The organism is Pediococcus damnosus (assembly GCF_001437255.1).
Taxonomy (GTDB): Bacteria; Bacillota; Bacilli; order Lactobacillales; family Lactobacillaceae; genus Pediococcus; species Pediococcus damnosus.
In genome coordinates this window covers 24,057-45,475 of sequence record NZ_JQBD01000007.1, presented here as the reverse complement: position 1 = coordinate 45,475, position 21,419 = coordinate 24,057, and the positions used below count along the sequence as shown (strand labels likewise).

Below are 21,419 nucleotides of genomic sequence, written 5' to 3'. Positions count from 1 at the left end.
ATAGACATGCATTGTCTGTCTTTCTGGCGTTTTTATGATCCTAGGAATTTTCGGTTTACCAATGGGGTTATTGCCGTGGAAAAATGAAAACTTGTGTTAAAATGTAAGTGTAAACATTAACAAGGAGGTCCGATCGAATGAAATTGGATTTTTCAGTTGCGGTGCACAGTTTATTTTACTTAGAAGAAAACAGTCCGCGTAAGATTGCTAGCCGAGAATTAGCCGCTTCTTTAGATCTCAATGCCGTGGTCATTCGTAATATTTTATCAGTCCTCCATAAAAAAGGGTACATTGAGGGAACAGTTGGGAAAAATGGCGGTTATCAACTAAAGAGAGCGCTCAAAGATATTAACGTGGGGGAGTTATACGATTTAACAATCCCACCAACTTTAAGTTATGCGCGATTTATTACGGGAAAATCGGAAGGTGTCAATCAATCAGATCATATTTCTGATAATATGTCGGAAACCTTAACTGATTTATTTACACTTGCCGATGATCAGTATCGAGCATTCTATCACCGCTTTACCCTAGCGGACCTGAAGCAGGATTTATATCACCATGGATATTTTAAACAATTAGTCAAAAAAAACGATAAGTGAGATGAGTTTTCTATGGATTATTATGATCAACATGTACATACAGATTTTTCATTTGATTCAGATGAAAAAATGGCTGCATATTTAAAGCTGGCTGGTGAAAACTTTGTCAGTACAGAGCATTTAGATTTTAAGGCAAAGGATGATAAAAGTGGGGATGACCTGTTTGATTATGACGCCTACTCACGTGAAATTAAACGTTTAGAAAAAGAATCCGGTAAGCACATTTTTAAAGGCGTGGAAATCGGCTACTTTGCTGGACGTGAGGCCGACATTCATGCTTATCTGAAACAACATGCCTTTGATATTAAGCTTTTGAGTTTCCATCGAAGTGCTGAGTATGACTTTAGTGACAACATGATTTCCCAGATGGATCCATTGGAAGTAACGGATAAGTACTATCGATTAATGTGGAAGGGAATCAATGCCTTTCACGATGCCGATGTCTTAGCTCACTTTGATTACGGTGTACGTAACCTTAATTTAACTTCAGGGATGTTTGAAACAACGGCGGGTGTATTGTTAGCTAATATTTTGAAGCTTGCTGTCCGTTATAATATGGCCTTTGAATTGAATACAACTAGCATGTATAAATATCATAATATCGGTTTGTACGATTATGCAATTGAAATTTATAAGCAGCTTGGTGGGAAACGTTATACGATCGGGTCAGATGCCCATGAAGCTAATTCATATATGAACAATTATGAAAATGCGGTTGAAATGTTGAAAGCTCATGATATTCATCATGTGAATGTCTATCGGAAAAATGCCATGGTCGTTGTGCCATTGGACGATGTGGATGAAGGTATTAAGTACTAAAATAAAAGAAAAGGCGTTTGAAAATCAGTTTTGATTTTCAAACGCCTTTTTTGCATGAAATTGAAAAGAATGTATAGCAGGCAAACGTTTATTGCCAATTTTTTAACGATAATATTAAAATGTGTTAAGTGAAAGTTTAGTGCCTATACTGATAGATAGGGAAGAGCAGTTGAATTCAACTTTTTAAATGTAATAAAACTCGTTTGTTAATTATTTATGGGGGTGGCTAATTTGAAAAAACACGACAATAACAAGCAGACAATCATTGAGTTGTTTAAGCAACTTAGTATTTTATTTGAAACAAGAGATGATTCAATTAAGATAAGCAGATTTACTTCTGTTTTAGATCAAGGGATTAAAAAAGTCGAATCAGAACAACAAACACCACAATTGGAGGTTCGGGCTGTATACACGAATATAATGGAGTATACATTTGTAGATAAAATAAAACTATCTAAAAAAGAAGCCAAAATATTACAAGAGATTAACGACTTTTCACATTCTAAAGGGGTGTGGGGTGAACTTAACATGTTGTCTACTTCAAACTTTTGGCCAAGTAATTAATAGAGCGTTTTAAAAATTCATAATTTTGGTAATTTGCAAGAAACAATAGAAGATATATTTTTTTACCGTTCATAATTCACGTTGAATTATGGACGGTTTTTCAACTGTATTTAAATTGATCCTCTGAAAAACGCAAATGGTGTAAAATGGGAAATTAGCGGCATCGAAAATAAATTTTAAATTGTCTCACTTTTGAGGGGGAGTAAGCTAATGACTGAAGAAAAAATAATGAAATATGGTTTCTGGTTTGCGATTGTTTGTCTGATTGTATCTCCATGGATAACAGTAGTTGCGGGAAATTGGGGAATTGGAATAATGACGACAGGAATTCTTGCAATTGGAACTTACTATGAATTTTTACCGAAATTTCGCGGAAGTTTCCTTAGAGTATTGGGCGGCATTTTAGCTATATTAGGAGTCTCTTTTTTGGAAATTATTTATACTTTTATCGTTTTAGCTATCTGTCATTCCTAAAATTGACTAAAGAATGACAACTAATAGTTTTAATTTTTAAAATTGAGGAGAAAAATTCGAATGACCAAAGAAAAAATAATGAAATATAGTTTTTGGTTTGCAGTTGTCTGCCTGATCGTGTCTCCATGGATAACAGTAGTTTGGAAAGGATGGGGCAATAGCGTGACGGTAGTTGGGCTCTTTTTAATTGGTACTTATTTTGAATTTTTACCAAGATTTCACGGAAGTTTTCTTAGAACGTTAGGTGGCATTCTAGCCATTTTGGGAGTAATTATTCTGGAAATTATTTATAGCATAATTGTTTCTGCAATAGCTATTCCTAGTTGTTAAGTTCATAAACTTAAGCAGTCTCTTATTAAAAAAGCGGAAGTAGCGTTAAACAACAATTATTCAAAGTTGAGCATCATTCAATTTAACCAAAAGAGGGAAATGATAAGTATGCATATGAGACTTTTAAATTTTAGAACATTACTGCTAAGCCTGTTAACGGCATCTTTAATTGTGATGGCAATTCCCGGTGGTAATCCTGGGAAGACCAATGATTTGCTCCGAATGGTTTCTTTTGGATTAATAGCACTAGCAATGATAGTCGCACTTATCAGTTATTATCAAGATACGCAGATCTGAATACTCAGTAGTTTCTATTTGAGATTACTTGCATAAGAGGAGCTTTTTTAAATGCAAGCGCTGAATTAATAGGAGTAGAGGTGAAAGCATGAAAAAGTTTATACGATCGAAATCGTTGATCACAGTTTTGATGTTTGCCGGTTCTCTAATTATAGCTGCCGATCCGTTGGACAGCTATAATACACGTAATATTGTGGATAATATCATTGGCTGGGGGCTGAATCTAACTGGGGTAATTTTGTACATAATACGTTTATCAAGAGATAAAACAATGACAGCTAGAAAAAGATATTGGTACACGATGACGATATTTTCAATGGCTTGTTTAGCATTTATTTTGTTGGCGCCAGATAATCTAAGACCATATTCACTGAGTATTATTGTTCTTGGACACTTTGTTGCTTATTTTCTAAATAGGTCTCAATCATTAAAAAAATAAGATTATCGAATTTGACGTTAATCACGAACTATCGCACGTTAATCGAAAACATCACTGTTTCTATTGTGTCGTTGATACAATTTAGTTAAACTAAAGAATGTGATGCAAGACGCAGATTTGGTTTAAAGGGAGCCAGGATGAATGAATTTTATGATTCATCTAAACTAACAGATAATGGTAGAATTTGGGATTGGTGAATATCTTGTTGAGAATTTTGCGCTAATTTTTATTGTTTTAAGTACAAATACTTATCTGAGACATGATTTTGGGTTGAAAGTAGTCGCTTTAAATTTTGGTATCAGTATTTTTTGCGCAATTTTAAGTATGATTTTGGAAGATACTGCTCACTTACCGCTAGTTTTGGGGGCAATCATCATCGAAATTGTCAGACAAAGAAAATTGAAAATCAATCCCAAATACGTGAATATGATGCTAATTAGTGTCATTATTCAAATAATCTTAATCTCCATTAGCGGATACATTAGTACGACAATTTTGATGTGGGCAAATCATTTCCATTCCATTAAGGCACTTTCGCATGTCGGCGGGATATTGGTATTTCAGGATATAACAATTGATTTATTTTTTACCATACTCTTATTCATTTGGTTTTATCGACATCGCGTGTGGTGGCGTCATTCGATGAATCAGATTGAAGATTTAGGCTTATCCACTCGGATTTTTTGGATGCTAGTGATGATTTATGGCTCTATTCAAACCATTTTGATTATTAGCGATATTCAGGACATCACAGCGACGATCCAGGCCGCTAGTATCGTTATTTTTATGTTGATTATCATTTTGATGAGTTGGCAGATGCAGTTTTTCATCAAAACATATGCTGCTCAACAAAATATTAAAGATGAAGGAATCAGAAATCAGCAGTTACATGACTATTTAGCCAGCATAGAACAGCAGTATACCGAGCTACGCCAGTTTAAACACGATTATCAAAATATTATGCTTTCAATGACAGAATTGGTAAAACATGATGATCAAACTGAATTGCAGGAATATTTAAACGAATTAAAAAATAAAAAGCATTTAAATGAGTCGCTAAGCAAAGTTAGCATCAGTGAACTCGATCATCTTAAAAATGAAACTCTGCGTGGACTAATTATTCAGAAATTCTTTGAAGCACGCAAGCAAAAAGTTGAGTTAGATCTGGAAATTGAACAAGATGACCTCTTAATCGAAAAACAACTTGTTGATATTGTTAGAATTATGGGTGTCCTTTTAGATAATGCGATTGAAAAGGCCGAAGAGATGCCAGATCATAAGGTTAGCTGTGCGCTTATTAAAACAGACGATACAGTTGAAATCTCAGTGGAAAATTCTGTCACTTTGCCATTTAATCTTCAAAAAATATTTGAGCGCGGTTATTCATCAAAAGGATCAAATCGAGGCTTGGGTCTGGCAAATGTCAAAGAATTGGTTAACCAAAATACAAACTTTTATTTGGACACACAGTTGATACAACAAAAGTTGCGGATCACTTTAATTATTACGGGGGAGAAATAAGTGTTTTCAATCTATTTACTAGAAGATAATGTTGAACAACAAGCGTATTATGCGAAAGTTATCAAAAATACCATCATGATTAACGATTATGCAATGAAGTTGGTTTGTGCAACAAATGATGTTGAAAAGTTAGAAAGCAGTATCCTGGATCAAGAGCAAGGACTGTTCTTTTTAGATATGGAAATTGGGTCGCAAACAGATGCCGGATTAAAGCTAGCTAGTAAAATTCGACAAAAGATGCCTTTTGCTCAAATTGTCTTTATCACAACTCATGATGAACTGGCCTTTTTAACGTTAGAGCGAAAAATTGCGCCACTGGATTATATCTTGAAAGATAAAACGCTTGAAGATATTAAAAGTAAAATAATTGAGGATATCAATTTAGCACGGGCTCAGTACGTTGAAGCATTGTATCATCAGCAAAAACTATTTGGCTATCGAATCGGATCGCGTTATTTTTCCGTCCCAATGAATGAATTGGTGATGTTATATACGGTTAAGGAACGACCAGGAAGTGTTACGATGATTGCCAAAAAGCGGCAAGCTGAGTTTCCAGGCAATCTCAATAATTTAGAAGAAAAATATACTAATTTATTTCGCTGTGATAAAAGTTATTTGGTTAATTTAGACCATGTGACAAGTTTCGATGCACAAGCCAGACAATTACAGTTTAATCAGGGACTAGTTTGCAAGGTATCATTTCGAAAAGCACGCGACTTAACTAAGTTAATGAAAGACAGAGAATCTTAAAATGACTCTACAGTTCTTATACTGTAGAGTCATTTTACGTTAATCAGAAGAATTGATACGTTTATCTTTTGTTTGTTTACATCACTTCATTTGATTATACACTATAAACATACCAAATTTGTGAGGTGATTACTATATTGTCAGTAGGTTAATCTTTAGGGTAATGAAAAAAATAAGTATTTATGGGGAAAAAGATTATTTTATACGAGATTAAATTTAAATTTATAGTTATTCCAATGTTAATCGTTTTAATACTGGATATTTTAACTCCGGCAATAATACAAGTTAACAACACAAATGTACTAGATAAATTAGATAATAATGTTAACGCCGCAAGTAATGCGCATACAAACATTGATAATATTAGTCAATCTCAAGAATTAGAAAATGCCGATTCCGTTGATTTTGATGTCAACAAACTTTCTAAATCTGATTATGCTAAATTTAATGCTATGTTAGACGAAGAAGTTGCTACGTCTGGTTTAACGAATGCAAAAGACAAGATTGCTTTTAAAGAAGCACTTAAAAGCTTATTCGATTCCAAGTCCAGCAATTATAATAATATTGCAGATGCGCAAGATCAATTTGTAGAAAAATCGAGTTCGTCAGAAAATACTTTAATGACTGATTTAAGTGCGAAAGATGTGCATGCCAAGGGGAAACATGGTTTGATAAGTGATAGTTTTGCTGGACATGCAATTAATTTGGCATTGTCTGCCGCAACTGGTGTTGGCGTTTCGGCTATAAGAAAGGCGTTACTAAAGATGGGGAAATCTGCCGCTAAACATTTTGTTAAAAGAGTTTTAGTTTCAAAGTTAAAACATTGGGGATTAAAATATACGGGAGTAGCTATCGGTGGAGCAGTCAGCCTGATTTTTGAAGTTGCTTCGCCGGGTTACCCAATTGCAAAATTTCTTGATAGGCACGATAAGAAGAAAAATAATGGATACTTGGAGTTCTCATAATGAAAAAAGTGATAAGGTGGTTTCTTGAATATCTACCACAAGGATTAGCACTAATTTTACTTGATTATATATTTAACCTTGTTAAATATGTTAGTGGTTCTCGCTGGATAGCTTTAATTGTTGGATTTTTAATCCTTATTCCGCTACTTATTTTGGCTGAAAAAATCAGTAGTTTCTTAGTCTCACTTGTTAAATAATTAAAAATGATTAGCTTCTTATCGACTCGGTCAGTGTTTTACACATATTTTTCGATTTTTTTTACGCAAATTGTTTTTTAAAATATGAGGTCAAAGAAGCTGTCAACATAATAAAAACTACAGGAGATCATTATGAAAGCAGATAGTAAAACTTTAAGAATTATCGAATGGGGACTGTTTGCAGCCTGTCTTATTTTTAATCTGATTTACTTGGTGGGCGGAAAAACGTACGGTGCGGCCCTCACAGCAACAATTTGCGGAATTATTTGGAGTCTGCTGCAAATCATTGGAATTATTACAGACTTGTATTACTGGCGTAAGAACGAGCATAGCAATGAAAAAGATAAATTATTGAAGTGATTTTTACAATTTCACACTTTCGTCTTTTGGAAATGCTTACGTTAATCGTGAAAAATTGCACGTTAATTTTTTCTTTTCCTATGTTAGGTTATATGAATATACAATATATCTATAGAAAATTTCTAAAACAACAAATAGAAATTGGTCAACAATAATTTTCAACTTCATTAAAGTTCGGTATGCATAAATAATGAGCATGTAAACTAATATTTGCTGGGATGTAAACTACTGGTTTCTATGCAATCAACTTATTTATTGGCATAATTATTTTTGTTGATTTAGTAAAATCAAGATTTACATTTTATACAACGCGAGATAAGTATCCAAGCTCTGGGGGGAGTTAATAAAAATTCAACGTGAAATATGTGGCAATGAAAACCGGTCATATACGAGGTTGGGATATAAATAAGAGCTGGTAGTTTTTTACCGGTTCTTATTTTTTCGTAGACATTGAGGAAAATTTAAACAAAAATTATTTGTTAAAATTCCCGTCAAAAATTACATTTGCAGATTTGTGGATGGAATTTTTGACGGGATTTTTTTTAAAATGGTAATGAGGCTGTATTAAATATGGCAACAAAAAATTATTAAATATTGAATTTCTTGGAACCTTTTATCTGTGACTAGCCACTAATAGGTGTGGGGGCAAAAGTTGGGGGGATAAACGCATTGAAAAAAGGTATAGAACTAGTTCTTCAAGCAAAGCGGGGTGATAGAGAAGCGTTGTCTACGTTATTGATTGATCGGCAATCAAAAATGTACAAAACTGCGCTATTATATGTTCACAATCAGGAAGATGCTTTGGATATTGTGCAAGAGACTTCCTTACAGGCATTCTTGAGTATTAAACATCTACGGCATCCACAATATTTTGACACGTGGCTGGTACGTATTTTGATTAATGTATCGCGTCGTTTTTATAATCGTGATAGACCTATATCAGAAGTGGTTGAATTGACAACGGATTGTCATAGGCAAGTGGATCTTCATCAAGATTTGATGCAAGATCTTGCTATGGTTCCGGAAAAGTATCGTCTAGTGCTGATTCTTTTTTATTTTAATGAATTACAGGAATCTGAAATTGCAAAGGTTTTGCGAGTGCCAACGGGTACGGTTAAAAGTAGACTGAATCGCGGACGTGAATGGTTACGGGAGAAAGGAGATGTCATCCGTGAATATTAAATGGCGTCAAGAAACAGACAAGATAGAAGTTCCTAAGACTGCTGTGACGCGGGCGATAACTCAAGGACTCGATCAAGCCACCCAACACCAGCGTCATCATCGAAGACTTGGATTGATAATCACAGTTGCGGCGCTCCTCTGTATAACACTGTTTAATCCATTGACCATTCAAGCTGGAGGCGTTGTTCCTGCAATTCATCAATTACTTGATAAAAATAGCCAAAAGACACATAACTATGATCCGACCATGAACAAGATATTTGGTGACTTATCAGATGTTTCATCTTACCAGTCTGTGAGTTCATCAACAGTAAAAGTAGATGGATTAAAAATTCAAATTAGAGGTGTAATGATGTCCGCGGGCATTAAAGCATTTGTCGTTGATTATAGGGGTGCTCATATAAATCCTGCGGCACTTCGTCGGCAGGATGTACAGGTGACACTCAATCAACATCAATCAGTTATAGATCTTGAGCAAAACTATGGTCAAGTTGCTCTCGGTCATTATCGTCAATTTGTGGCTTTCTATGTTAACGATGACACGTCACCTAGGGATGATAGTATTGATATTCATATTGGACATGTTAATGGATCTTCACAAAATGTTTCGCTACCAACAATCAAAACCAAGGCGCTTCCTGTAACTGTGCATAAAATTACTGCAAAGGTCGGTAATTCTACAGTTGGCCAAGGTTCGATTGATCAAATTGATACAACCCCACACTCGTTTGTCCTCAATTATTCAGTATCATTTGATCAGCAAAAAGTAACTAAAAAAACAGCTAGTCTTATTCGTAAAGCGGCATGGGTATCGGAAGCAGATGTCATTGTTAATAAGAAAAAAATTGGAGATCTGATGTTAGGTTCCAGTGGAACAAAGGTTGATGAGTATCAGAAATTAAATCAAGTCACAACAAAATTTCAATCCATTTTTGCCTCACAATGTTATGTCAATAGTAAAGGTAAGTACGTTGCAATTCGAAGCCTTAATCCTAACGCTATCGTGCGATTTAAGTTGGAGATTCCTGGTCATAACTCCCACGATCGTGTATTGGGTTACTTAAGGGTGCCGATTAATTCATTAATACCATAGTAGTTATCGAAATTATGAATGAAACTAATCACTTTATTTGGAGGATGTAATTATGAAAAAGAAGATTATTACAGTGTTACTTGCATCGATGATCACTATTTCTGGTGGTATGGCAATTGCTCATGCCGACAATCACGGCGATACCAACTGGAGTAACCAATATCGGGTTTGGAGTCCCAACGATCATACCCCCGCACGGAGAAAAACAAATAAGACGGCGTATTATAACAAAACGACCGCTACAAATGTCGGTTATCACACGATTTGGGCCGCGTTGTATGACGGTCGCGATGCATCAAGCGGACATAGTTATAAAAGCTATAAGGGTGATGTGAATTATTTATGGAATAATGCGGTTGAGAAGCATGGCAAAGGTGTTTCTGTTCGTATTAATTCTAAAAGTTGGAATAACGGATATGCAAGAGGTGCATGGAGTCCAGATAGCGTTAGATAAGGATACACAGTACATTAGTCCAAAACAGGGCAGTCTGTTTTTGGACTTTTTTTGAAAGGTAAGTGAACAAAATGTATAAAGTATTCATTCAGCGAATTGATTATCGAATAACATTGGCAAGTTTCACACTATTGATGATTATTAGCGGTGTGCAGTATTTGCAATCAGCTATACAGATTTCTGCCAGAGAAGGAATTTTTCATGATTCCCCGTACACGAGTTGGCTTTCGATGGACCAATTCAATTTTATTCCGATCCTTTTTTTCTTGTTGGTTCCGCTCCTTGCTTCAATTCCCGGAGCAACGTTAATAACCAAGGATTTGAAAGAACATTTTACACGTCAATTGATTTTACGACTAGGTGGATTGAAAGTTGCTTGGGGATATCTTTTAACTAGCCTTATTCTCGGCAGCATATTGGTTGGGGGAACCTTATTGATTAACTTTTTAGCATTCTTTCTCTTGTTACCTAATACAGTTCCAGATATATTTTTAAATCTGAATATTGCTGTGATTACACAGGATACGATGTGGGTTTCGCTGTATTATACCCAACCGTTCCTGCATGCCTTGTTTTCGATTGTAGTTGCCACTGTATGGAGTGGCCTGTTTGCAGCATTTGCGACGTCAATGGCTTGGTTTATTAATAATCGTTTTTTTGCAGTAGCGTCTGGATTAATCTTACAGGTGGGATTAATGCTGTTGAATATGGTCTTTCCATTACCAAGACAAATTAGTTATATTCCATATGATTTTATGCATGAAAGCGCGAGTGCAAATGTTAGTGGAAAAGTTGTGTTGATTATGACACTAGTTATGACAGCAGTGATTATCCTACTTGCGTTGATTGGAGGGAGAATTCGTGCTTATGAAGCAAGCAATTAAACAACAACGAATGTGGTTTAAATGGCATAAGCAATGGTTAGTTTTTCTGGGCCTACTGGCATTTTGTAGCAGTGTTCTTGTTTGTCACGGTATATCGGCTACCACGGGTACATTTGCTTTGCAGAACTCATTATTTGATCGATTTCATTTTTTGGTAGTCTATTTTCCTTTCACTATCCTCATTACGTTACTGGTCCAGCAAACACGTTCTGTTGATATTGCAGCAACAGGAACGCGACGGATTATTTTCTATCAAAGGTTAATGCGAACAGCGATCATACAGACCGAATTTTGTTTACTATGGTTGCTACTGGTTTGCGTGCATTTGAGTATCACGGCTGCCATAGTACATATGAATTGGTTGCTATTCTTGATGAGCATGGTGACTGTTTGGGTGAGCCAACTTCTGGTTAACTTTATTGTAGTCTGCCTGATGGTGCATCTACGAAGTAAAATTGCTGCTCTGATAGTTACTTGGCTAATACTTGCTGGTTTATTCTTAATTGCAGTCAATCATATTCCGACACTAATCTTTGCCTTTTCTGTACCACAAACCCCGTTACGATCAGCGGGCAACGATGTTATGCTCATTGGTTTAATCTTATTAAGTGTAAGTAGAATGGATGCTCTGACTACAAAGGAGGTTCTTTAGATGTGGCGATTAATAGCCCATCAACTTTATTTTTTTTTGAATATAAATCGGAACCGTTTTATTTTTTTTATGATTCTCTTTGGTTTATTTGTAGGTGGAGTAGTAGTACAGACAGCCGGGAATCCACATTTAAGGATTTTAACGGTTATGTTAGGCGGGACTGTTGGTAATGATATGGTTGGTCAAACTGTTTTTCCAACTGGTTGGTTTATCACACTATTATTACCCGTTCTGGCACTTGGTGATTCCATCCCTCAGCTTTGGCGACAGCAAGGTGTACAAATATGGGGGACAGGCTTCACCCGACGACAATTTGCTTTGGTTGATGTGATTCTCATTGTTACGTACGCAATCAGCTATTGGTTAATTGTTTGCAGTGCACTTTTAGTGGTCCAACTACCGAGGGAGGTTTGGTTTTTGGCAATACTTTTACCAATTATGATCTTTATGTTACTGATTGAGACATGGCTCAGCTGGTTGAATCAATATGTAGGAGTTGCTTTTATCATTATTTGGTTAGTTTTGACCGTCTACACAATTTTGCCATTTAATCCTCTGAATTTGACCATGTTGATTCGTGAATCATCGGTTCAATTCATCTCAATATTGATGATGAATGGAAACTTTTTATTGGTCATCGTTTTGTATGTTGGATGTTTTCCGAATTTAATTGAGAAATGGAGTGAGTGAATTTGGATTTAATTATTGCGCGACAGCTTAGTCGCAAATTACGTAATGGCACCATGTTACTTCAGGACATAAATATGTCAGTTGAAAAAGGAGAAATTCTTGCAGTAGAGGGTGAAAATGGTGCTGGAAAAACGGTTCTCTTGAAAGCATTGTTGGGGTTGACACCGTCTTCTGGGGACCTGATTGTGGATGATCGGCGTTTCAAGTTAGGTGATGCCTATCCAATTAAGGCAGGAATTCTTATTGAAAACCCAAGCTTAATTAATGAATTTACTGCTATTAGAAATCTCAGATTACTTGCAACGTTATTACCGCAAGTTACTGATGATGAGGTACACACTGTATTACGCAGCCTTAACCTTGATCCTACAAGTAGAACTTTGGTCAAGAACTTTTCCCTCGGGATGAAGGAGAAACTTGGCATCGCCCAAGCCTTACTTGGACATAACCCACTAATTGTTCTTGATGAGCCAACTAACGCTCTTGATGATAAGAGCAAAATGAATCTTGTGTTACTTGTGCGCAACTATCGAGATCTTGGGAGTACTTTCTTGATTGCTTCCCATGATCAAGACTTTATTAAACAAGTTGCGACTAGGCGGATTCGGATGACGGAGGGACACTTGAATGAAAAAAGCCAACTGGTTTAAGTTTGGAATGGGTGTACTTGTCGGTTTAGTCGTTTTGTGGTTCACGGTGAATCGCTATCAACAGGTTAATGCAAATAGCCATCAAACGATCAAAATCGTTAAAATTTATCAAGATCAGATAATTCATCAACCGGCAGTGAATTTCTCATTTCATCAAGTGCATGTAAAACGAAAATCGGCCAATTATCAAGTATCTGCAAGGTTTACTATTAAGCAAGTTGATCCGCTATCATATGGTGATCGTGGCGTAAATTACAATTTTTGGGAAAACTTGCGTCTTGTAATTCCTTACAGTATGTTGGGTGTTGCTCAGGTACATAATTTGGATGGAACGGCGATTAAGTACCAATCAATGACCAATACAAAAACACATGATGTCTTATTAAAATTTCTAATTCCAAATGAACAATTTAATTTGAGAAGTGAGAGGCCATACTTGTTGTTTATGGTACCTTCTAAAAATGGTTATATTAAGTATGAACTTGAGCTTTGAATCTTATACAATTGATCGGGTTAAGGTTTTTTTGTAAGATATTTAACAAAAAATGAACTCATCGATAATCTGATTATCAGACGGTTGATGAGTTCTTTATTCATATATTTATTTTCTGTCTATTTGGGGACCTTTGTAGAAAATTATTCTTACGTTAATCTGTAAAAACTATACGTTAATTTTTTGCTTAGTTATTTTAGTAAATATGGAGATACACTATAAATATAATGACAGGGTATGCAATCACCAAGTTATGGTTCTATATTATTGGTGAGAATTTTAAAGGATCATTTAAATCTACTACNGTTTCTGCCTAAGCGATCTAATTCAGTGACCATTACAATATCGCCTTCACGGATATAGGCCAGCATTTTTCGCAGTTCAGGTCGCTTGGTGTTAGCCCCACTTAACTTATCTGAAAATAGTTTATCAACGCCTTTTAAAGCCGCTAACTGTCGATCTAAATGTTGCTCCTTGGAACTCACACGCGCATAACCAATTTTAGCCATTTTCAGCCCTCTTTTTGGACAGTTCTAATGAACACTTTTAATGCCTAGTATAGCACAGAAATAAAAAAGGCCACTAGGGTATACCCTAGTGGCCATTTAACATCCTTCTAAAACTCATCAGAAATACTTTCATGGTTAAACTTGGGGTTTAACCTTATTGATTTAACATCCTTCTAAAACTCATAAACTTTAGAATTATGCCTAATAATGGGGTTTAACCTTATTGATTTAACATCCTTTGGATTTAGGTCAAGAATCTGGACACATTTTATGTATAATTTAAGCGACTAATTTTTCCTTTTCATTTGGAGTTAAATAATCAATGCTACTGTGAATCCGAGCACTGTTATAAAAGCTCTCAATGTAGCTGAATATTGCAGCATTTGCTTCTTCAAAATCCTGATAATGGTGTTGGTAAACCTCTTCTTTTTTCAAACTGGCGTGAAATGATTCCAAACATGAATTGTCATAGGGACAGCCACGCTTGCTATAAGAATGGCGAATATGGTGTTGCGCTAAGATCTGTTCAAAGCCAGCACTGCGGTACTGGCTACCCAGATCGGTATGCACAATTAAGTTATTAGTCGTCTTTCTAGTTTCAAAGGCTTGTTGAAAAGTGCTGATCACAAGATCAGCAGTCATATGACGGCTGATTTTATGGGCAATGATTTTACGTGAATATAAATCCTGAATGCTTGATAAATAACACCAGCCATTGGCTTTGGTGTGAATATAAGTTATGTCTGCACACCACTTTTGATTTGGACTGGTTGTACGAAAATCTTGCGCGAGTATATTTGAATAATCAGTCGCATCAATATCATTAGTTTGTTGATAATGCCACTTCTTGCGCGTGATTGATTTTAACCCCATTTGGCGCATTAATCGTTGAACTAGCTTAATACTGGCAGTCTTACCTTCTTTTTGTAACGCTTTTAGAATTTTAGGTGCCCCGTAGATACGTCTAGAATTAAAGTAAATGCGTTTAATCGACTGGCTAAGTGTCTTACGACGCTTGGCTTGTGGCGATACATGATTCTGCTGATGTTCATAGTAAGTTGAGCGTGGAACTGAGAGTACTTTACAGGTTTCTTTGATACTATGGTGCTTCAAATTAATATCAACGGCTGTCTGCCAGTCATCTGGGTTTACTTTTTGGCGAATATGGTTAAGGCTTTTTTTAAGATGTCATTCTCACTTTCTAGCTGTTTCAAACGTTTTTGCAACGCTAAAACATCTGATTTGGAAATTCCACTTCCTTTGTCTTCTTTATATAGATTAATCCATTTGTAAATAGTTACATTTGATACACCATATTCGTCTGTAAGATCAGCTACCGGGGCGCCATCCTGGTACAGCTTGACAATCATTTTTCTAAAATCTACTGAGTACTTTTTCTTGGTCATAAAAACACAATCCTTCCTATTATGGAATTATACTAAATCGTGTCCATGATTTCATACTACCTTCAAATATCTACAAAATTACGTCCTTTTGAGGTGAAATATGAGAATAACTAAAAGTGCTTTTTCAATAATTTCTATTCTACTTGGTTTTTATATGTTTATCACCGGTGCGGTTTCTACTTTAGATGATGAACCGGCACGAATGGCAATGTTGGCAGGTTTATATTGGGTATTTTTTGCGGCTGGATTGTGGTTATTTAAGTCGGAACGGCCAACGCTTTTTAATGCCATCATGATCGTTGGGGTTACAATTATCATGATGCAGTATTTAATTTTAAATTTTAATATTATGCTGATTTTTCAAATCGCATTACTGTTAATCATGATGACGTTCCATTTCTTTAAATGGATTTAAAAAATACTATAAATTTCCAACTAATTAATTTTAAATACACGAATTGGATATGTATTTTAGTGTCATTACAAAATTGTTAGGAAGGATAAAAATGAAGTTAACTAAATTTAATTTATATGCATTGGGTATCTTTTATTTTATCTATGGTATCTGGGCATATATTATTTTTATGGGAGAACCGCCAGCCAGTGCAGTGAGAAATAGTGTCGAAGCAGGAATTAGTTTCTTTTATAACATCCAAGGAACCTATGAATCAGTGCTATTGATGTTACTTCCTATGATTTGTTTGCCCTTACTCTTTGCCAATAATCTTTCTCAAAATCGTTATACTGGTTTTAATAAGTTTTTGATCACCAGAGTAGGTTCACTTCAACGATATATACGGAATTTCTTTGTTAAAACTTTTGGGATCACTTTTGTTGCGGTTCTCATCTGGCAATGCTTGTTACTACTCGAAATTAATTTATTGATGTCACCAATTAAAATTCTGCGTTCCAGTAGATCCCTAAAAAACTCGCTAGGATATATTTTCTCTCAAAATGGTTATGTAAATTTATTTTGTTTTGTCCTTTTGGCTTCAATTGGTTGGGCCATATTTGTTTGTTTAGTGTTGGTAATTAGCCTATTTATTAAAAACCCATACATTTTTTGGGGATTAGGTTTAATGGTCGGATTACTGTTGTTCCTAATTCCGGCGTTATTAGGAAACGGTCTGGTAAGCTATTTGTTCTTTCTTCCCATTTTAATTATGCCGGGGAATCAGATTATCGGTAGTGATATTCCAAGCGTACCGCTCTATATTCAGTATGGGCTAACTGCTCTGATGTACATGAGTGTCACTTTAGGATTGACCATATTATTTATTAGAGGAAAATTCTATGAAGAAAATCATCAATAGCAGTTTTTTATTATCCACACGGATTTTTCTCATTGGTCTGGCAGTTATTGCAGTAGGTTTCGCTTATAACAGTAAGGATTTATTTTCAGGTCTAGGATTGAATAATATGCAGGCGCTTATTTTCAATAATATTTATATTCTTTTGGCAGCTAAACAGAGTTGGCAGCTTGATCACATTAGCCCGCTATTGATTCCTAGAATGGGGAAAAGATTTTACAAACAATTTATGGGAATGACTGCGGTTATCCGTGTTGGTCTGTATATGGGAATAGAAACGATTCTTGCCTTACTAATTATTCCAATTTATGCGCAATTGGGTGGGATTACCTTAATTTTTATTTTAGTTAATTGGTGTCAGGGCATTCTTTTTGAAATAAGTATCAATGCTTTTTTATTCAGAATTAATAAAATATTTGGTCTGATATTAGCAATGAGTTTAAATATTATGGTGCATTACGAGGTTGTCATGAACATTTTAGGAAGGGCGGCAGGAATGGTACAATGACAAATTTATTAACAGTTGAAAAAGTCACTAAAAGTTATAAGAAAACAGCTGTCTTAAAAGACATTAGTTTACAGATAGCCGATAAAGGACAAATTATTCACTTGAAAGGAATTAATGGTTCAGGAAAATCGACACTGTTTAAATTAATTGCGGGGCTAGAAAAACCAGATCGTGGCAAAATTTTATTAAGTTCTAAAACTAATTTAGGAGCTTTGATTGAAAATCCTGGATTCTTAGAAAATTTTAGTTTGATATACAATCTTCGTTATTTGGCAAGTATCAAGTCTCATTTGGACGAAGTGTATGCTGAAGAGCTTTGTCAAACATTGGCATTAGATTTACATACCCATACCAAAATGAAAGACTACTCTGTAGGGATGCGTCAAAAGGCTGGCATTATTCAAGCCATAATGGAAAAACAGAATCTTGTTTTGTTGGATGAACCATCTAGAGGGTTGGACCAAGAAAGCCTACAAAAATTTGTGACACTTATGAATCAGTTACGTCAACAGGGTTGCAATATCGTAATTGCTTCGCATGAAGTTTATGAAAAAATGGAGATTGATGAATGTCTAAAATTAGAACACGGGACCTTATCACGTATTTAAAACCTTTATTTCTTTTCTTCGTAGGGACATTAATGTGGTTGGAATTAATAGATAGCTATTATCAATCAAGTAAGCAATTGTTTTGCTTACAATATTCCGTAAATGACCTTACGATAAGTTCTTTAGCACTTTTTTGTTTATCAATTTGGCTGTACTTGTTTGTCATTGTTCAACCGGTTAAGGTACATAACGCAATACAAAATATGGCGTATTTTAGATCAAGAAAAGTCGAAGATAGCAGAGTTTTGATTGAAAGCGCAAAACGATGGACAATCATAACGTTAACCACGATTGTTTGGGATGCTTTGTGCTACGGTCATGTTTTTTGGTGGGGAATCTTGATGACTTTGCTGAGCTTTTTGTTGAGCTGTCTGCTTGTTAGCAGAATGAGGTTATCAAGTGAGTTAATTGTTTTGCTGGTGCTGGTCCAAGTTATTACACGACTAGTATTTAGGCTGTAGGTTTAAATATCATAGACTTTGGGCAAAAATTCAGTACATATTTTTGAGAACAAATTGAACGAGTCATGATCGGTTTGTCATTCAAAATGTTGCTGATGTTGTTTATAAAGTCAATGAAGGCCATGTGAGCGCTTAAATGGGCATTAATTTCATTAGGCCTCTTAAAAAATTAATCTATTGTTGTTATACTGATTAATGGAGAAAAGCAAGGAACATGAGAATGGGCATCCGTATTGAGTATAAGATTTTGCAATTGCAAAATAACCTTGTTAAAACGAAAAGGAGATCTAAAAATGAATGTCGATGCTTTGATTAAAAAGTACCCAGAAGTAAAAACAATGCAGGATTTGAGGCCTTTTTTCTGGCGGAATCCAGATTATGGAAAAGATGCTAAGCTCTCAGTTGGAATTGAAGATATCTTTGATGCTGAAGCACGTTTTCACCGTTTTGCACCATACTTTGAGGTCGCTTTTCCAGAGACTCTGGCAAACCAGGGAATTTTAGAATCACCATTGATTGATTTACCGGATATGAAAGCTCGCTTAAATAAAACCTTCTCTAATAAAATTGAAGGTGGTTTATATTTAAAGGCCGATAACTATTTACCAATTTCCGGCTCTATCAAATCTCGTGGTGGCATTTATGAAGTTTTGAAGTTTGCTGAGAAAATCGCAATTCGTGAAGGTGGTTTAATTTATGCCGATAACTATGCGGTATTAGCCAGCAAGAAGTATCATAATTTGTTTTCTAAATATGGGATTGCAGTTGGTTCAACTGGTAACTTGGGCCTTTCAATCGGAATTGTGGCACAAAAATTAGGTTTCCGGACTTCCGTTCACATGTCAGCTGATGCTTCAAAGTGGAAGAAAGACAAATTGCGCGCCTTTGGTGTAAATGTCGTGGAGTATAATGATAACTTCACGCATGCGATTACAGAAGCTCGTAAAATGGCAGCTGAAGACCCAATGACTTACTTTATTGATGATGAAGGTTCATACGATTTATTCTTGGGTTATTCAGTAGCTGCTTTACGTTTACAAGCCCAATTGAAGTCACAGGATATCAAAGTCGATAAGGATCATCCTTTATTTGTTTACTTACCAGCTGGAGTTGGTGGCAGTCCAAGTGGAGTTACCTTTGGGTTGAAGAAGGTCTTAGGCAAACACGTTCATGCAATTTTTGCAGAGCCTACTCACATTCCTTCTGTGACGCTGGGAATGGTAACTGGCTTAAACGATAAAATTTCTGTTTATGATATTGGAATTGATGGGACTACCAAAGCGGATGGGTTAGCAGTTGGTCGTGCTTCACGAATTGCTGGTAAAAACATGCGGACTTTGTTGTTAGGAACGGCAACTTTCAAAGACGAAGATATGATGAAAGATGTTGCGCGATTATATGACACGGAAAAGATTGGCTTGGAACCTTCAGCAGCTGCTGGATTCTCAATTATGGATCAATCGTTAGGCGAATTAGCAGCTGATTTTCCATTGAAGAATGCTAATCATATTGTTTGGGCAACTGGCGGTAGCATGGTGCCAGACGAAGATATGAATCATTATCTTGAAGTTGGCCATGATGAGTTAGCTAAATAATTAAATCTAAGGATCAGATTTTGCTGATCCTTTTTTCATACGCTAATTTTGACTTAATTACTAGTTTGCTTGTAGAATTAGGAAAACTTAAAGATTTATTTTTAGAATTTACGGAACGGAGAAAACAAAATGGGATTCTGGGCAATCTTAGCTTTATTTATTATTGCGCTTGCATGTGGTATTCTTGCTGCGAAACAAAGAAATAAGAATCGAACATTTGCAGTTGTTCTTACAGTAATGATGATCCTAGCACTGGCGATTGTTCTTTATTTAACGTAGTAGAGAACTAACTTATTTGAAGAAATATAACTATTGAAAAATATTTTTATAAGCAACAATAGTGATATCAACTGGAGCAATTTTTCTTAGTATCTTGTTTGTGTCATTAATTTTTACTGTACTTATGAGTTTTAGTTAATTCAGAATGATAAACTATAGTGGTTCCTAGACTTAAAAATAAAACGTAGTAGGATTTCAAAAGCAGACGCGGATAATTGGTTTTAATCGCTTGTATATTTAATTTAATTTGTTAAAAATGTCAACGATTTTTGATGTGGGACAAAAAACAATCACTTGTTTGTACATATGTACAGTGTATGTGATATAGTATACTTATTAAATGAATAAAATAAGGAGGGATAAATATGACCGTCAAATCACGTAAAGTTTCTAATGCAACTGTACTAACAATCCCTAGCAGTTTCAGAATTCCTAAAAATGTGACTTTTGAACCCAGCATGAATGATCATGGCGATATTATTTTTAAAAGAGTAGATGGACTTTCAGATAATCGAAAAAATGATATTCATGATTTTATGGATCGTTTTAAACCAGTTGCAGAATATTTAAAGGATAAATAGACAATAATGACAAAAATTAAATATCTGTCAAAAAGTGATTTAATCGAGATTAATAAATATGCTGTCCAAATGACTGGTGGAACTAATTTTGGAGTTCAATCTTATGAGGCTTTAGATGTTATAGCTAACCAACCTGGTCAAATTGTTTTTGGACATGAACTTTATCCAACTATTTGGCTCAAAGCGGCTTTTATTTTGCAAAAAATCACAAAAAAACATGTTTTTGTTGATGGTAATAAACGAACTGCACTTTTTGCGGCACTTAGGTTTTTAAATGATAATAACTATGTCGTTAAGGATGATAGTGTAATTAATAATTCTGGATCCTTAGTTCTAGCAGTTACCAATTCTTCAGATGATGAGAAAACCATGCAGGAAATAGCACATTGGCTTAAAATCAATCATTATCATAAAGATTAAAAAGGCAATTGGAAATGTATTTTTGTTATTTGCAGTTTAACTTGGGGGATAATTTAGATGGGCTTTTGGGTTTTACTTGCTGCATTTATTGTTATGGTTATTTGTGGCCATTACGCTTTTAAGAAACGAAACACCAATAAATTGTTGGCGGGAACATCTGCTATTGCGGCGGTAGTGGCCTTAATTGCGGTAATTTATTTAGCTTGAAATAAGATGATTGATAGGCACATTCTGAAGTTAAATCTGAACTTCAGGACGTGTTTTTATTTTTGCTAAATATCCACACGCGTTATACTGAAAAGGGAGCATAACAGAAAGGTAAGGCG

Annotated in this window: 32 protein-coding genes; 29 read left to right on the top strand and 3 right to left on the bottom strand. The window is 35.3% G+C overall.

Annotated elements, in window-relative coordinates:
* Positions 1 to 137: 137 nt before the first annotated feature.
* From IV84_RS01840 to IV84_RS01745, 20 genes are all read left to right on the top strand, one after another.
* Positions 138 to 602 carry an RrF2 family transcriptional regulator gene (locus IV84_RS01840; RefSeq protein WP_046870997.1) on the top strand — a complete coding sequence of 155 codons (465 nt, stop codon included), beginning with the start codon at positions 138 to 140 and terminating at the stop codon, positions 600 to 602.
* Between the two features lie 12 nt (positions 603 to 614).
* Entirely contained in the window at positions 615 to 1,421 is an 807-nt protein-coding gene (locus IV84_RS01835; protein ID WP_046870998.1) for a PHP domain-containing protein, read from the top strand.
* A gap of 231 nt (positions 1,422 to 1,652) precedes the next feature.
* On the top strand, positions 1,653 to 1,985 hold the full coding sequence (locus IV84_RS01830; protein WP_046870999.1) for a bacteriocin immunity family protein: 333 nt from the start codon (positions 1,653 to 1,655) through the stop codon (positions 1,983 to 1,985).
* 210 nt (positions 1,986 to 2,195) lie between these two features.
* Positions 2,196 to 2,459, top strand: a complete 264-nt coding sequence (locus tag IV84_RS01825; RefSeq protein WP_046871000.1) for a hypothetical protein — start codon at positions 2,196 to 2,198, stop codon at positions 2,457 to 2,459.
* Positions 2,460 to 2,519: 60 nt separating this feature from the next.
* The gene (locus IV84_RS01820; RefSeq protein WP_046871001.1) at positions 2,520 to 2,789 is read left to right on the top strand and encodes a hypothetical protein; all 270 of its coding nucleotides are present in this window, start codon (positions 2,520 to 2,522) and stop codon (positions 2,787 to 2,789) included.
* A 108-nt stretch (positions 2,790 to 2,897) separates the two neighbouring features.
* Positions 2,898 to 3,086: a hypothetical protein gene (locus IV84_RS01815; protein ID WP_046871002.1), complete on the top strand. Its 189-nt coding sequence runs from the start codon at positions 2,898 to 2,900 to the stop codon at positions 3,084 to 3,086.
* An 88-nt stretch (positions 3,087 to 3,174) separates the two neighbouring features.
* The gene (locus IV84_RS01810; RefSeq protein WP_046871003.1) at positions 3,175 to 3,525 is read left to right on the top strand and encodes a hypothetical protein; all 351 of its coding nucleotides are present in this window, start codon (positions 3,175 to 3,177) and stop codon (positions 3,523 to 3,525) included.
* Between the two features lie 174 nt (positions 3,526 to 3,699).
* The gene (locus IV84_RS01805; protein ID WP_056986026.1) at positions 3,700 to 5,046 is read left to right on the top strand and encodes a sensor histidine kinase; all 1,347 of its coding nucleotides are present in this window, start codon (positions 3,700 to 3,702) and stop codon (positions 5,044 to 5,046) included.
* A complete protein-coding gene (locus tag IV84_RS01800; RefSeq protein WP_046871006.1) occupies positions 5,047 to 5,796 on the top strand; it encodes a response regulator transcription factor in 750 nt (249 codons plus the stop codon). It abuts the gene before it with no gap.
* A gap of 182 nt (positions 5,797 to 5,978) precedes the next feature.
* Positions 5,979 to 6,761, top strand: coding sequence for a hypothetical protein (locus IV84_RS01795; protein ID WP_056986025.1), 783 nt, complete (start codon positions 5,979 to 5,981; stop codon positions 6,759 to 6,761).
* Complete coding sequence (locus tag IV84_RS01790) at positions 6,761 to 6,958, top strand: hypothetical protein (protein ID WP_046871007.1); 198 nt, start codon at positions 6,761 to 6,763, stop codon at positions 6,956 to 6,958. Before IV84_RS01795 ends, IV84_RS01790 begins: the two co-directional genes overlap by 1 nt.
* Before the next feature lie 132 nt (positions 6,959 to 7,090).
* Positions 7,091 to 7,318: a hypothetical protein gene (locus IV84_RS01785; protein WP_046871008.1), complete on the top strand. Its 228-nt coding sequence runs from the start codon at positions 7,091 to 7,093 to the stop codon at positions 7,316 to 7,318.
* Positions 7,319 to 7,987: 669 nt separating this feature from the next.
* Positions 7,988 to 8,500, top strand: a complete 513-nt coding sequence (locus IV84_RS01780) for a sigma-70 family RNA polymerase sigma factor (protein ID WP_046871009.1) — start codon at positions 7,988 to 7,990, stop codon at positions 8,498 to 8,500.
* Entirely contained in the window at positions 8,490 to 9,593 is a 1,104-nt protein-coding gene (locus IV84_RS01775) for a hypothetical protein (RefSeq protein ID WP_046871010.1), read from the top strand. Before IV84_RS01780 ends, IV84_RS01775 begins: the two co-directional genes overlap by 11 nt.
* Positions 9,594 to 9,645: 52 nt before the next feature.
* Positions 9,646 to 10,047 (top strand): hypothetical protein, encoded by a 402-nt coding sequence (locus IV84_RS01770; protein WP_046871011.1) that lies wholly within the window; start codon positions 9,646 to 9,648, stop codon positions 10,045 to 10,047.
* Between the two features lie 71 nt (positions 10,048 to 10,118).
* A complete protein-coding gene (locus tag IV84_RS01765; RefSeq protein ID WP_046871012.1) occupies positions 10,119 to 10,931 on the top strand; it encodes a hypothetical protein in 813 nt (270 codons plus the stop codon).
* Positions 10,915 to 11,583 (top strand): hypothetical protein, encoded by a 669-nt coding sequence (locus IV84_RS01760; protein ID WP_141306314.1) that lies wholly within the window; start codon positions 10,915 to 10,917, stop codon positions 11,581 to 11,583. The genes IV84_RS01765 and IV84_RS01760 overlap by 17 nt, the downstream gene beginning before the upstream one ends.
* The gene (locus IV84_RS01755; protein ID WP_056986024.1) at positions 11,584 to 12,273 is read left to right on the top strand and encodes a hypothetical protein; all 690 of its coding nucleotides are present in this window, start codon (positions 11,584 to 11,586) and stop codon (positions 12,271 to 12,273) included. It begins immediately after the preceding gene.
* A gap of 2 nt (positions 12,274 to 12,275) precedes the next feature.
* Entirely contained in the window at positions 12,276 to 12,923 is a 648-nt protein-coding gene (locus IV84_RS01750; RefSeq protein WP_226997951.1) for an ATP-binding cassette domain-containing protein, read from the top strand.
* The gene (locus IV84_RS01745) at positions 12,901 to 13,416 is read left to right on the top strand and encodes a hypothetical protein (RefSeq protein ID WP_046871015.1); all 516 of its coding nucleotides are present in this window, start codon (positions 12,901 to 12,903) and stop codon (positions 13,414 to 13,416) included. Before IV84_RS01750 ends, IV84_RS01745 begins: the two co-directional genes overlap by 23 nt.
* A 305-nt stretch (positions 13,417 to 13,721) precedes the next feature.
* Here the strand turns inward: IV84_RS01745 and IV84_RS01740 are convergent.
* From IV84_RS01740 to IV84_RS01730, 3 genes are all read right to left on the bottom strand, one after another.
* Positions 13,722 to 13,925 (bottom strand): recombinase family protein (locus IV84_RS01740; RefSeq protein WP_162261344.1); only part of this gene is annotated, 204 nt, incomplete at its 3' end.
* A gap of 279 nt (positions 13,926 to 14,204) precedes the next feature.
* Positions 14,205 to 15,089 (bottom strand): IS3 family transposase, encoded by an 885-nt coding sequence (locus tag IV84_RS01735; RefSeq protein ID WP_105782191.1) that lies wholly within the window; start codon positions 15,087 to 15,089, stop codon positions 14,205 to 14,207.
* Complete coding sequence (locus tag IV84_RS01730) at positions 15,074 to 15,331, bottom strand: transposase (RefSeq protein ID WP_017866964.1); 258 nt, start codon at positions 15,329 to 15,331, stop codon at positions 15,074 to 15,076. Before IV84_RS01730 ends, IV84_RS01735 begins: the two co-directional genes overlap by 16 nt.
* Positions 15,332 to 15,431: 100 nt before the next feature.
* Here IV84_RS01730 and IV84_RS01725 point away from each other — a divergent pair, with 100 nt between their 5' ends.
* The 9 genes from IV84_RS01725 to IV84_RS10855 all read left to right on the top strand — a co-directional run bounded on the left by IV84_RS01725 (position 15,432) and on the right by IV84_RS10855 (position 21,300).
* Entirely contained in the window at positions 15,432 to 15,746 is a 315-nt protein-coding gene (locus IV84_RS01725) for a hypothetical protein (RefSeq protein WP_046871016.1), read from the top strand.
* Positions 15,747 to 15,837: 91 nt separating this feature from the next.
* Complete coding sequence (locus IV84_RS01720) at positions 15,838 to 16,644, top strand: hypothetical protein (RefSeq protein ID WP_046871017.1); 807 nt, start codon at positions 15,838 to 15,840, stop codon at positions 16,642 to 16,644.
* Entirely contained in the window at positions 16,625 to 17,149 is a 525-nt protein-coding gene (locus IV84_RS01715) for a hypothetical protein (protein ID WP_046871018.1), read from the top strand. Before IV84_RS01720 ends, IV84_RS01715 begins: the two co-directional genes overlap by 20 nt.
* Positions 17,146 to 17,757: an ATP-binding cassette domain-containing protein gene (locus IV84_RS01710; protein WP_046871019.1), complete on the top strand. Its 612-nt coding sequence runs from the start codon at positions 17,146 to 17,148 to the stop codon at positions 17,755 to 17,757. Before IV84_RS01715 ends, IV84_RS01710 begins: the two co-directional genes overlap by 4 nt.
* Positions 17,758 to 18,511: 754 nt before the next feature.
* Positions 18,512 to 19,813 (top strand): D-serine ammonia-lyase, encoded by a 1,302-nt coding sequence (locus IV84_RS01700; RefSeq protein WP_046871021.1) that lies wholly within the window; start codon positions 18,512 to 18,514, stop codon positions 19,811 to 19,813.
* Positions 19,814 to 19,942: 129 nt separating this feature from the next.
* A complete protein-coding gene (locus IV84_RS10860; protein WP_155386956.1) occupies positions 19,943 to 20,092 on the top strand; it encodes a hypothetical protein in 150 nt (49 codons plus the stop codon).
* 365 nt (positions 20,093 to 20,457) lie between these two features.
* Complete coding sequence (locus tag IV84_RS01695; protein ID WP_046871022.1) at positions 20,458 to 20,673, top strand: hypothetical protein; 216 nt, start codon at positions 20,458 to 20,460, stop codon at positions 20,671 to 20,673.
* A 15-nt stretch (positions 20,674 to 20,688) separates the two neighbouring features.
* Positions 20,689 to 21,093 (top strand): type II toxin-antitoxin system death-on-curing family toxin, encoded by a 405-nt coding sequence (locus IV84_RS01690; RefSeq protein WP_046871042.1) that lies wholly within the window; start codon positions 20,689 to 20,691, stop codon positions 21,091 to 21,093.
* Between the two features lie 57 nt (positions 21,094 to 21,150).
* A complete protein-coding gene (locus IV84_RS10855; protein ID WP_155386958.1) occupies positions 21,151 to 21,300 on the top strand; it encodes a hypothetical protein in 150 nt (49 codons plus the stop codon).
* Positions 21,301 to 21,419 lie beyond the last annotated feature (119 nt).